Origin of the sequence: Exiguobacterium sp. SL-9 (genome assembly GCF_004336985.1) — a bacterium.
Taxonomy (GTDB): domain Bacteria; phylum Bacillota; class Bacilli; order Exiguobacteriales; family Exiguobacteriaceae; genus Exiguobacterium.
The window spans coordinates 1-12,148 of sequence record NZ_SJUO01000005.1 but is presented as its reverse complement, the minus strand read 5'-3'; the positions used below and the strand labels follow the sequence as shown (position 1 = coordinate 12,148).

Genomic DNA, 12,148 nt, shown 5'->3' with positions numbered 1-12,148 from the left:
TCAGTGTTTAAAGTGTCGAACTGACGTGAACACCATCGTGATTCCGTGTCGGTTCGCCGCTTCGATTGATTCTTCGTCACGAATCGATCCGCCTGGTTGGATGATGGCTGTGATCCCGGCTGCAGCTGCGGCTTCGACCGTGTCCCCCATCGGGAAGAACGCATCGCTACCGAGCGCAGCCCCTTGCGCACGTTCACCGGCTTGTTCGAAAGCGATTTTCGCCGCGCCGACGCGGTTCATCTGTCCAGCGCCAATACCGATTGTCGTCTCATCTTTCGCTACGACGATGGCGTTTGATTTCACGTGCTTGACGACGCGCCACGCGAGTTTCAAGTCTTCCCACTCAGACGCCGTCGGGCGACGGTCGGTCACGATTTGGCATGACGCATCGTCGAGTGTGACGTCGTCCCCGTCTTGCACGAGAAGGCCACCTGCGACCGCGGTCAAACGCATACCGGTCATCTGACCCATTTCGAGCGTCAATAACCGAAGATTCTTCTTCTCTTTCAATCGGTCAAGTGCTGCCTCACTAAAGGATGGTGCGATGATGATTTCTAAGAAAATGTTACGAAGCGCCTCTGCCGTCTCTACATCGACTTCACGGTTCAAAGCGACGATCCCACCAAAAATCGAGACCGGATCGGCCGCATGGGCTCTTGAGAACGCTTGGCTAATCGTCCGTCCGACGGCGACGCCGCACGGGTTCATATGTTTGACGACGACGGCAGCCGGCTCCGTCAATTCACTTAGCGCCTCGAGCGCAGCGTTCGTGTCTTGGATGTTGTTATACGAAAGTTCCTTGCCGTGGAGCTGCACTGCGTTTGCGAGCGTCATCCCGTGATAGAGGGGCGTCTTATAAAACGCTGCCTGCTGGTGCGGGTTTTCCCCGTAACGGAGGTCTTGTACTTTCTCATACGTGACCGTGAGCTGCTCTGGGAACGTCTCGCCGATCTGTTGTCCTAGATAGTCGGCAATCAAGGCGTCATACGCCGCCGTGTGACGGAACGCTTTTGTCGCAAGACGTTGACGTGTTTCGAACGTCGTCCCGCCGTCACGAACTGCTTCGGCCACATGACCATAGTCGGCCGGGTCAACGACGACCGTCACGCTGGCATGGTTTTTCGCAGCCGAACGGAGCATGCTCGGCCCACCGATATCGATATTCTCAATCGCTTCATCATACGTCGCATTCTCTTTCGCGATCGTCTCTTTGAACGGATACAGATTGACGACGACATAGTCAATCGGTTCGATGTCGTGGTCTTTCATCTGCTCGACGTGCGAGTCCAAATCACGGCGTCCGAGAAGTCCGCCATGCACGAGCGGATGGAGCGTCTTCACGCGACCGTCGAGCATCTCTGGGAACGATGTCACTTCCGAGATGTTTTTCACGGGAAGGCCGGCCGCGATGAGCGCCGCTTCCGTCCCGCCTGTCGAAATGAGTTCGATACCCGCTTCATGCAATGCTTGTGCGAGTTCGACGATTCCTGTTTTATCTGACACACTCAGTAATGCTCTCACTTGAAAACCTCCTGTTGGATAAACACTTGTTGTAGTACGCGCGGATAGAGCTGATGCTCGACCGCTTGGATGCGTCGTGTCGCTTCGGCCGCATCACAGCCTGAAATGACGACTTCTTGTTGCGCAATCATCGGTCCCGTATCCATCCCGGCATCGACGTAATGCACGGTGACGCCGCTCGTCGGCACGTTCGCCGCGAGTGCTTGTCCGATGGCATCTTTACCAGGGAACGCCGGTAAGAGCGACGGATGGATGTTGATGATGTGCTTTGGGTACGCGGTAAGCAGCACGTCCCCAATCAACCGCATATACCCGGCCAAGACGATATAGTCTGCGCCGAGTGCCTGTAATAAGACGAGAATCTCTTGTTCGAATTCTACTTTTGACGCATACGTCTTCGGTTCGAACGAGAAGCTCGGGATGTTGAATCGCTCCGCCCGTTCGAGTACTCTCGCTTCCGGTTTGTCCGTGACGAGGAGGACGCATTCCCCTGACAAGTCACCTCGGTCGATGGCTTGCCAAATCGCTTCGGCGTTGCTACCGGACCCGGAGGCGAAGATGGCAAACTTTTTCACTGGTCGACCCCCATGATGCGGACTCCTGGTTTGGCATCGACTTTCCCGATGCGATGTGACGTCTCGCCGGCGCGCTCGAGTGCGGCTTCGACGGCTTCGACATCTTCAGGACGGACCGTGATGATGAAGCCGATACCCATGTTGAAGACGTTGAACATCTCTTGTTTCGAGACGTGTCCGACTTGTTCGAGCCAGTCGAACACCGGCAGGCTCGGCCAACTCGAGGCATCAAATGTGACACCAAAGCCTTCCGGCAGCATGCGTGGCACGTTCTCGTAAAACCCACCGCCCGTGATATGGGCCATGCCTTGGACGCGTCCCGTCGCGATGGCCGCTTTCGCCGCCTCGGAATAAATGCGCGTCGGCAACAAGAGGGCGTTCCCGAGCGTCGTGTCGAGCATGGCGATCTCATCGGTGTAGGCAAGTCCTTGCGACTCGACGATATGGCGGACGAGGGAAAAACCGTTCGAGTGGACACCCGATGATGCTAACCCTAGGACGATATCCCCCGCTTCAATCGTTCGTCCATCGATGAGTGCTTCTTTCTCGACGACACCGACGGCGAATCCGGCGATATCATACTCGCCGTCCGGATACATACCCGGCATCTCGGCCGTCTCGCCGCCGACGAGGGCACAGCCTGCTTGGACACATCCTTCGGCGACGCCTGCGACGATGCGCTCAAGTTTGGCCGGTTCCGCTTTGCCGGTCGCGATATAGTCTAAGAAATAAAGCGGTTCGGCACCGTGGACGAGACAGTCATTGACACACATCGCTACACAGTCAATTCCAATCGTATCATGTTGGTCGAGCGCGAACGCGAGTTTAAGCTTCGTGCCGACCCCATCCGTTCCGCTGACGAGAATCGGATGTTTCAACTGCATCGAGCCAAGGTCAATCATCGCCCCGAAACTGCCGAGCCCAGTCATCACTTCTGGACGCATCGTCCGTGCAACGTGACGCTTCATACGTGATACTGCCTCATAGCCTGCTTCTAAATTCACACCCGCTTGTTCATATCTTAAACTCATCGTCAGTCCCCCTCAAGCTTTTGTCTCGGTTACAAGTTCCGCCAGTTCAGTTGGATAAAGTCCGGTGAAGCAAGCGGCACACTGCCCGCGCAAGTTCCCTTCAAACGGACGGTCAATCGCTTCGACCGTCCCGTCCAATGTGAGGAACGCTAGTGAATCGGCCCCAATCTCTTCTTTAATCTCTTCGATGGATTTGGTGGCCGCAATTAACTCTTCCTTTGATGATGTATCGATGCCGTAATAGCACGGATGCTTGATTGGTGGTGACGTGATGCGCACGTGCACCTCGGTCGCCCCGGCTTCACGGAGCAACTTGACGATGCGTCGGCTCGTCGTACCGCGGACGATCGAATCGTCGACCATGATGACCCGCTTCCCGCTCACGACGCCTCGAAGCGCCGACAGTTTCATCTTGACGCCGCGCTCCCGTAATTCTTGCGACGGTTGAATGAACGTCCGCCCGACGTAACGGTTTTTGATGAGTCCCATCTCGTACGGAATCCCGCTCGCCTCGGCATAACCGATGGCCGCCGAAATGCTCGAGTCAGGGACGCCGGTGACGACATCCGCTTCGACCGGCGCCTCATCGAACATTTTTTTCCCCATCGCCTTACGAGCCGTATGCACGTTAATCCCGTCGATGATGGAGTCCGGCCGCGAAAAGTAGATGTATTCCATTGAACACATCGCGCGGACCGCTGCTTCGCTGTACCGCTCCGACACAATCCCGTCTTTTGTGATCATCAACAGTTCTCCTGGCTCGACATCGCGTACGTACGTCGCCCCCACGACGTCAAACGCGCATGTCTCTGAGGCGAATACGTAAGCCCCGTCCTCAGTTTGCCCGAGCGAGAGTGGACGTAACCCATGGACGTCAACGCCGACATAAAGCGCGTCTTCCGTCAAGAAAAGGAAGGCGAACGCGCCGACGAGACGAGCCAAGCTGTCTGCGATTCGCTCTTTCATCGAATTACCGCGGCTCCGCTTAATCAAGTGAGCGACGACTTCCGTGTCGGACGTCGTCTGAAAGATGGCCCCTTCCGCTTCGAGCATATGTTTCAACTCGTTCGCGTTGACGAGGTTGCCGTTGTGCGCCATCGCGAGGTCACCTGTGAGTGACTTGAAATGGAGCGGTTGAACGTTCTCGAGCGTGTTACCGCCTGCCGTCGAATAACGGACATGACCGATGGCGTGCTGCCCGGTCAATGCGTCGAGCGACGGTTCGTCGAACACTTCGGCAACGAGCCCGAGCCCGCGTTTGGCGTGCAAGTGCTCACCGTCAGCCGTGACGATGCCCGTGCCTTCTTGTCCCCGGTGTTGCAGACTGTGGAGGCCGTAGTAGGCGAGGTGTGACGCTTCGTGGTGATTAAACACCCCGAACACTCCACACTCCTCGTTCATGCCTCGGATGTCATATAACATGGAATAGCTCCTTCCCATACCCGTTCAAGTTCCGTGACGTCCATTTCAATCAAACGATCGCTCGCACGGATCGTCAGTTGTGTCGTGTCTGTCACCTGCCCGATGCGTGTCGCTTTCGTCAATGAAGCGAATGTATCAGCATGACTTGGCGCGACCGTGACGAGGAATCGTGACTGTGATTCACTGAAGAGCGTCGTCACGAGATCTGTGTCGACCGTGACGTCTGCGCCGAAGCCCGTGCCGAACACGAGCTCAGGAAGTGCCGCGGCGAGTCCGCCTTCCGAGACGTCATGGGCCGCCGTGACAAGTCCTTCACGGATTGCCGTGAGGAGTGCTTGTTGCTGACGGCTCTCTGTTTCAAGGTCAAGCGTCGGCGCTTGACCGCTCACTTTACCATCTTGCAGCATTTGAAGCGCACTGCCCCCGAATTCAGGTTTCGTCTCGCCTAGAAGGAAGATGATATCGCCTGTCGCTTTCGCGAACGACGTCGTGATATGTTCCGGCTTGTCGATCAAACCGACCATACCGACGACCGGAGTCGGATAAATTGCCGTCCCGTTCGATTCGTTATAAAGTGACACATTTCCACCGATAACCGGTGTGTCGAGGGCAAGGCACGCCTCGGCCATCCCTTCTACCGCTTGGTCAAGCTGCCAGAAGCCTTCTGGCTTATCCGGACTACCAAAGTTCAAGCAGTCGGTGAGCGCGAGCGGCGTGGCGCCACTCGCGACGATGTTGCGCGCCGCCTCTGCGACCGCGATCGCACCGCCGACACGTGGGTCAAGGTACACGTATTTGGCGTTGCAGTCCGTCGTCATCGCGAGCGCCTTGTCCGTGTCACGAATCCGGATGACGGCCGCGTCACTGCCTGGTGCGACCACGGTCGACGTTTGGACCATATGATCGTATTGCTCATACACCCAGCGTTTCGAAGCGATTGTCGGCATGGCGAGCACATCTTTCCATGTCGTGAGCACGTCCGTGACGACCGGTTGGACCGGTTCCATCGCTTGGAACGTCTCATAATAAGCCGGTACTTTCGACGGCTTATGGTAAACCGGTGCATCTTCTGCGAGCGCGTCGACCGGTACTTCGGCCGCGACTTCCCCGTGATGAAGAAGACGGAGCACTTTGTCTTCGATGACTTCGCCGACTTTGATTGCATGAAGTCCCCACTTCGTGACGATGGCTTCGATTTCCTCTTCATGTCCTGCCTTAACGACGAGGAGCATCCGTTCTTGTGACTCGGACAACATCATCTCGTAAGGCGTCATGTCCGCCTCGCGTTGTGGCACGAGGTCGAGGTTCATCTCGATCCCCATCCCCGCCTTCGACGCCATCTCGGCCGAAGACGACGTGAGACCGGCTGCCCCCATGTCTTGGATGCCGACGAGCGCCGGGTGCTTGATGACTTCCAAACACGCCTCAATCAATAGCTTCTCCATGAACGGGTCACCGACTTGGACGGCCGGACGTTTCTCGTCCGCATCCTCACCGAGTTCTTCCGAGGCGAACGTCGCTCCGTGAATGCCGTCACGTCCGGTCGTCGCACCGACATACATGACCGAGTTGCCGACCCCTTCGGCAATTCCTTTTTGAATGTCTTCATGGCGAATGAGTCCGACGCACATGGCGTTGACGAGTGGATTGCCGGCATAGGCCGGGTCGAAGGCGACTTCCCCGCCGACTGTCGGGATGCCGACACAGTTGCCGTACCCGGCGATGCCTGAGACGACATGTCCGAAGAGATGTTTCACACGTGATTCGTTCAAATCTCCGAAGCGAAGCGAGTTGAGGAGTGCGACCGGACGCGCGCCCATCGAGAAGATGTCACGGATAATCCCGCCAACACCCGTAGCCGCTCCTTGGTAAGGCTCGATGGCCGACGGATGGTTATGGCTCTCGATTTTAAATGCGACGGCCTGACCATCGCCGATATCGACGATGCCAGCACCTTCCCCAGGTCCTTGAAGGACGTGTTTCCCAGTGGTCGGGAATTTCCGCAGGACAGGCTTCGAGTTTTTGTACGAACAGTGTTCAGACCACATGACCGAGAATAACCCAATCTCTGTGTAATTCGGCTCACGTCCAAGGAGTGAGACAACGAGCGCGTATTCTTCGTCGGTCAAGCCCATCGTGGCGTAAAGTCGCTCTTCACGGATGTGTGTTGCTGTCGGTTCAGTTGTAAGTAGCATGTCGAGTCCCCCATTTCACCATCGAAGTGAATAATCGTTTGCCGTCTTCCCCGCCGAGCAATGCTTCGACCGCTCGTTCCGGGTGTGGCATCATTCCGAGCACGTTGCCTTGTTTGTTCGTGATTCCTGCAATATTCGCGACCGATCCGTTCGGATTGTCGGTATATGTGAAGGCGATTTGCCCATTCGCTCGGAGCTCCTCTAGCGTCGCCTCGTCACAGTAATAGTTGCCTTCTCCATGCGCGATCGGGACTTGAATCGTCTCCCCGAGCCCATAATCGTTCGTAAACATCGTCTCGTTCGTCTCGACTTTCAATTCGACCGTCTTGCACATGAACTTCAAGTCTCGGTTGCGCATCAACACGCCTGGGAGAAGTCCCGCTTCGACGAGCACTTGGAAACCGTTACAGACGCCGAGTACTGGACGCCCTTCTTCGGCGAACCGTTTGACTTCACTCATGATTGGCGAGAACTGGGCGATGGCGCCACAGCGCAAGTAATCTCCGTATGAGAATCCGCCTGGAAGGAGCACACCGTCGTAACCGTCAAGCGACGTTTCCGTATGGAACACATAATCTGCTTCTTCGCCGAGGACATCTTTTACAGCATGGTACATGTCGAGGTCACAGTTTGATCCCGGGAAGACGATGACAGCGAATTTCATGCGAGTACCCCCATCTCGATCCGATAGTTCTCGATGACCGTGTTGACGAGTAGCTTCTCGCACATGTCACGGACCATCGCTTCGGTCGTTGCATCTTCAACTTGGAGTTCGATGACTTTCCCGATCCGTACTGATTCAACGCCTGTAAAACCGAGATGTTCGAGTCCGCCTTTGACGGCGACCCCTTGTGGGTCGAGTACACTTTCACGTAATGTCACGTACACGTTTACTTTTTTCATCAGTTCATTCCCCCTATGCGTGTTAACAACTGGCTATACGTGTCTGTCAGAGATCCGAGGTCTCTACGAAAAACGTCTTTATCGAGCTTTTGTTTCGTCTCTTTGTCCCAGAGTCGGCACGTGTCTGGCGAAATCTCATCGGCAAGGATAATCGTGCCATCGACTTTACCGAACTCGAGTTTAAAATCGATTAAATCGATGCCGTGTCCGTTGAAGAAATCAAGCAACACATCGTTGACCCACAGCCCGAGTTGTCGCAATGTTTCGACTTCTTTGTGTGTGGCGACTTGTAGTAAACGGATATGGTCCTCTGTTAAGAGCGGGTCTCCAAGTGCGTCATCTTTATAGTAGAACTCGACGATTGGTGACAGGAGCGGTGTCCCTTCTTCCCAACCGAGTCGTTTCGCAAGGCTTCCTGCGGCCACGTTTCGCACGACGACCTCAAGCGGGATGATCTTTACACGGCGCACGAGTTGCTCGCGGTCCGATAGACGCTTAATGAAATGTGTCGGAATCTTGTTGTCGTGCATGAGCTCGAACAAACGCGTCGTAATGGCGTTGTTCAAAACACCTTTTCCGGCAATCGATTCTTTCTTTTCCCCGTTAAATGCTGTCGCGTCGTCTTTGTAATAGACGCGGAGCACACCCTGATCTTCTGTCTCAAATAACGCTTTCGCCTTACCTTCGTAAATTGCTTCCATCTGTATCGTCCCCCTTAAAAGTGAGAGGGGCATGATGCCCCTCAACGATCACAAACCACAGCGTTCAAAAATGACATCGACACGTCGCACGTGATGGCTCGGGTCGAATAGTTCGTCGAGCTCGTCACTCGTGAAGAGCGCGCCCATCTCTTCGTCTCGTTCAATCAAGGTGCGGAACATCGTCTCTTCTTCCCACGCTTGCATCGCCTTTGGCTGAACAGCGTCATACGCCGCTTCGCGCGACCATCCTTTTTCAATCAACGCGAGCAAAATCCGTTGTGAGAAAATGATACCAAACGTCCGGTCCATGTTCCGTCGCATGTTGTCCGGGAAGACCGTCAAGTTCTTCACGATATTGCCGAATCGATTCAGCATATAGTTGAGGAGGCTCGTCGCATCCGGAAGGATGATTCGTTCTGCTGATGAGTGCGAGATATCACGTTCATGCCAGAGCGGGACGTTCTCATACGCCGTCACCATATGACCGCGAATGACACGGGCAAGGCCCGTCATGTTCTCTGAACCGATTGGGTTACGTTTATGCGGCATTGCTGACGAACCTTTTTGGCCCTTGGCGAAGAATTCTTCGACTTCGCGTGTCTCTGTCTTTTGGAGTCCTCGAATCTCTGTCGCCATCTTCTCGATTGATGTGGCGATTAACGCGAGCGTCGACATATACTCGGCGTGACGGTCACGTTGCAACGTCTGTGTCGAAATTGGCGCTGCTTGAATTCCTAACTTGTCACACACATACGATTCGATGAATGGATCGATGTTTGCGAACGTGCCTACCGCACCACTCATCTTTCCGAACTCGATCGTCTCACGGGCGGCCATGAATCGCTTCTTGTTACGTTTCATCTCTTCGTACCAAAGGGCGAGCTTTAATCCGAACGTCGTCGGTTCTGCGTGAACGCCATGTGTACGTCCCATCATGATGTCGTACTTATGTGCTTTTGCTTTCTCGGCGAGGATGTCTATGAAACGGTCGATATCGGCTTCTAAAATGTCGTTCGCTTGCTTAATCAAGTACGACAAGGCCGTATCGACGACGTCCGTCGAAGTCAATCCGTAATGTACCCACTTCTTCTCTTCGCCGAGTGTCTCTGAGACGGCACGAGTGAAGGCAATGACATCATGGCGTGTCTCTTGTTCAATCTCCAGGATGCGTTCGACATCAAACGATGCCTTGTCCCACAATACCGAGACGTCTTCTTTCGGAATAACGCCTAGTTCGCTCCACGCCTCACATGCGTAAAGCTCTACTTGAAGCCATGCCTCAAATTTGTTTTGATCTGTCCAAATCGCCGCCATCTCGGGACGGGTATAACGTGAAATCATAAAACGGTCTCCTTCCAAATTGCCAATTGTTCGATGGTCTGAAGCGCTTCTTCGACGGAATCGGCGAGCACGTTCAAGTGCCCCATCTTCCGACCAACCTTCGCTTCTTCTTTCCCATACAAATGTAGTTTAACATTCGACGGTAACGTTTGCGGATTCAGCTCGTCCAGGTGTTCGCCTAACAAGTTGACCATGACAACCGGGGTACGTAGCGTCGTTCTCCCAAGGTTCATCCCGACGATCGCCCGAATGTGTTGTTCGAACTGTGACGTCTCACAGGCGTCAATCGTATAATGCCCTGAGTTATGGGGGCGTGGGGCTAGTTCATTCACATACAATGAACCGTCTTCCATGATGAATAATTCCACCGCAAGCGTTCCAATCAATCCGATGTGGTCTGCGAGTTGAAGGGCCAAATGCCGGGCCTCTTCCAAAATGTCTTGGTCCACTCGTGCTGGCACGATCGATAAGTGTAAAATATTGTTCCGGTGAATATTCTCGCTGATCGGGAACGTTGTCGTCTCGTGCGTCCCTCTCGTTACGATGACAGAGATTTCTTTTTTAAAAGGTAGCCAAGCTTCTGCCACGTACTCCGTCTCTTCGAACTGATCCGTAAATGCGCGAATATCTTGTTCCGACTTCAGTACCGTTTGACCTTTCCCGTCATATCCGAACCGGCACGTCTTAATCACGAACGGAAAACCTAACACGTCTCTTGCTCGAATGACATCACGGACGGAACGGACTGGAATGTACGGTGCGACTTGAAGACCTGCCCCTTCAATCATTTGCTTTTCAAAGATTCGATGCTGTGTCGCCTTCAAGACATCCATCCCTTGCGGGCATTTGTCAGCAATGGCTTCAATCATCGCTGTATCGATATTTTCGAATTCGTATGTGATAATATCTGAACGTTGAGCAAGTTCACGAGCTGCTGTGACGTCATCAAATGTAGCCACGATGCTTGGTGAGACCTGAGCGGCCGGTGCGTTTGGGTTTGGATCAAGACTTAGCGTATCGTATCCCATAGCACTCGCACTAAGTGACATCATCCGACCTAGCTGACCTCCGCCTAAAATTCCTATTCTCATCAAATCAGCTCCTCCGTCGCTTTGAGTGCCATATCTCGTTTCGCTTGACGGTACTTCTCGAGACGTTCAATCAATTCAGGAGATTGGAGGCTCAAGATTTGTGCCGCGAGAAGACCTGCGTTTGTCGCCCCAGCTCGACCGATGGCGACGGTTGCGACCGGCACACCTGCCGGCATTTGAACAATCGAGAGTAATGAATCGAGTCCATTTAATGCCTTGGATTGTACGGGGACCCCGATGACAGGAAGCGTCGTCTTTGCGGCGACCATGCCTGGTAGATGGGCTGCCCCTCCCGCTCCTGCGATAATGACCTGTATGCCACGTGCTCGTGCTTCCTCGGCGTAGTCGAACATTAAGTCCGGCGTCCGATGCGCCGAGACAACTTGTTTTTCATATGGAATACTCAACTCTTCAAGGATTTCACAAGCGTGGCTCATTGTTTCCCAATCAGATGAACTACCCATGATCACACCTACTGTTGCCTTCACTTAAATGTCCCCCTTAAAAAAAGAAATCCCTAAACCGAATAACCAGTTTAGGGTATAGACCACGACAAAAAAAATGTCGACTATACCCCATAGTCTGATCAGAATCGGCGATCAGGTAGAAACTTGCGAGCCATTTCCTCGCGATTATATGGAGCACTATTTAATTTTCTTAACTCACACGCCTATCGTACCTTGTTCCTTTAAAACATGTCAACAAACTGCGAACAATTTAATTGTCTGAATATTCATCGTTCGTCTTTAGCGCTATCAAAATACAAAAAAACCGTCACGAACGAGTGACGGTTTGGCATTACGATTCGAGAGTAACGCACTCAAATAAAATCGACTGATGGGAATGTACAGGTTCGTCTTTGGTTCCCGTTTGTTCAAAGACAGGCTTTTCAATCCTACGTACCGGGCGATACCCCATTTGAGCAATTCGATTTAAACACTCATCGATCGTCTCGTTTGGCTCGACGTATACTTTGATTTTTTTGGCCATCTGTTCTTCCTCTCTTTCATTTGAATCACGATATAAATAAAAAAAGCGGCGGCCCTTGAGCGAATGCTCCAGAACCACCGTTTGCCTGGCGACGTCCTATCCTCACAGGGGGAGACCCCCAACTACTTTCGGCGCTGAAGTGCTTAACTTCCGTGTTCGGCATGGGAACGGGTGTGACCACTTCGCCATCGCCACCAGACATCGAGAGATTGTTCTCTCAAAACTGAAGACTCATCAATTCATACAAACCATTAGACTAGATCAAAGCCTCGACCGATTAGTATCATTCAGCTCCACACGTCGCCGTGCTTCCACCCATGACCTATCTACCTCATCGTCTCTGAGGGGTCTTTCTTGATTGCTCAAAGGGAAATCTCA

The 12,148-nt window shown here is 53.5% G+C and carries 12 protein-coding genes, 2 rRNA genes and 1 riboswitch; all 14 genes read right to left on the bottom strand.

Features of this window, described 5'->3' with window-relative positions:
* Entirely contained in the window at positions 1-1,521 is a 1,521-nt protein-coding gene (gene purH, locus EVJ34_RS12505) for a bifunctional phosphoribosylaminoimidazolecarboxamide formyltransferase/IMP cyclohydrolase (RefSeq protein ID WP_131437321.1), read from the bottom strand.
* On the bottom strand, positions 1,518-2,096 hold the full coding sequence (gene purN / locus EVJ34_RS12500) for a phosphoribosylglycinamide formyltransferase (RefSeq protein ID WP_131485830.1): 579 nt from the start codon (positions 2,094-2,096) through the stop codon (positions 1,518-1,520). Before purN ends, purH begins: the two co-directional genes overlap by 4 nt.
* The gene (gene purM / locus EVJ34_RS12495; protein ID WP_131485829.1) at positions 2,093-3,127 is read right to left on the bottom strand and encodes a phosphoribosylformylglycinamidine cyclo-ligase; all 1,035 of its coding nucleotides are present in this window, start codon (positions 3,125-3,127) and stop codon (positions 2,093-2,095) included. The genes purN and purM overlap by 4 nt, the downstream gene beginning before the upstream one ends.
* Before the next feature lie 12 nt (positions 3,128-3,139).
* Positions 3,140-4,549 (bottom strand): amidophosphoribosyltransferase, encoded by a 1,410-nt coding sequence (gene purF / locus EVJ34_RS12490; protein ID WP_131437327.1) that lies wholly within the window; start codon positions 4,547-4,549, stop codon positions 3,140-3,142.
* Positions 4,525-6,744, bottom strand: a complete 2,220-nt coding sequence (gene purL, locus EVJ34_RS12485; RefSeq protein WP_131485828.1) for a phosphoribosylformylglycinamidine synthase subunit PurL — start codon at positions 6,742-6,744, stop codon at positions 4,525-4,527. Before purL ends, purF begins: the two co-directional genes overlap by 25 nt.
* On the bottom strand, positions 6,728-7,408 hold the full coding sequence (gene purQ / locus EVJ34_RS12480) for a phosphoribosylformylglycinamidine synthase subunit PurQ (protein ID WP_131437331.1): 681 nt from the start codon (positions 7,406-7,408) through the stop codon (positions 6,728-6,730). Before purQ ends, purL begins: the two co-directional genes overlap by 17 nt.
* On the bottom strand, positions 7,405-7,647 hold the full coding sequence (purS, locus tag EVJ34_RS12475) for a phosphoribosylformylglycinamidine synthase subunit PurS (RefSeq protein ID WP_131437333.1): 243 nt from the start codon (positions 7,645-7,647) through the stop codon (positions 7,405-7,407). The genes purQ and purS overlap by 4 nt, the downstream gene beginning before the upstream one ends.
* Positions 7,647-8,348: a phosphoribosylaminoimidazolesuccinocarboxamide synthase gene (gene purC, locus EVJ34_RS12470; RefSeq protein ID WP_131485827.1), complete on the bottom strand. Its 702-nt coding sequence runs from the start codon at positions 8,346-8,348 to the stop codon at positions 7,647-7,649. The genes purS and purC overlap by 1 nt, the downstream gene beginning before the upstream one ends.
* 48 nt (positions 8,349-8,396) lie before the next feature.
* Complete coding sequence (purB, locus tag EVJ34_RS12465) at positions 8,397-9,689, bottom strand: adenylosuccinate lyase (RefSeq protein WP_131485826.1); 1,293 nt, start codon at positions 9,687-9,689, stop codon at positions 8,397-8,399.
* Positions 9,686-10,780, bottom strand: a complete 1,095-nt coding sequence (gene purK, locus EVJ34_RS12460) for a 5-(carboxyamino)imidazole ribonucleotide synthase (RefSeq protein ID WP_201739946.1) — start codon at positions 10,778-10,780, stop codon at positions 9,686-9,688. The genes purB and purK overlap by 4 nt, the downstream gene beginning before the upstream one ends.
* Positions 10,780-11,268, bottom strand: a complete 489-nt coding sequence (gene purE / locus EVJ34_RS12455; protein WP_131437341.1) for a 5-(carboxyamino)imidazole ribonucleotide mutase — start codon at positions 11,266-11,268, stop codon at positions 10,780-10,782. The genes purK and purE overlap by 1 nt, the downstream gene beginning before the upstream one ends.
* Before the next feature lie 70 nt (positions 11,269-11,338).
* A riboswitch (purine riboswitch) is annotated at positions 11,339-11,440 on the bottom strand.
* A 138-nt stretch (positions 11,441-11,578) separates the two neighbouring features.
* Positions 11,579-11,770, bottom strand: a complete 192-nt coding sequence (locus EVJ34_RS12450; protein ID WP_131437343.1) for an NETI motif-containing protein — start codon at positions 11,768-11,770, stop codon at positions 11,579-11,581.
* Between the two features lie 83 nt (positions 11,771-11,853).
* Positions 11,854-11,969: ribosomal RNA gene (rrf, locus tag EVJ34_RS12445) — 5S ribosomal RNA — on the bottom strand.
* 58 nt (positions 11,970-12,027) lie between these two features.
* Positions 12,028-12,148: ribosomal RNA gene (locus EVJ34_RS12440) — 23S ribosomal RNA — on the bottom strand; the annotation flags it as partial.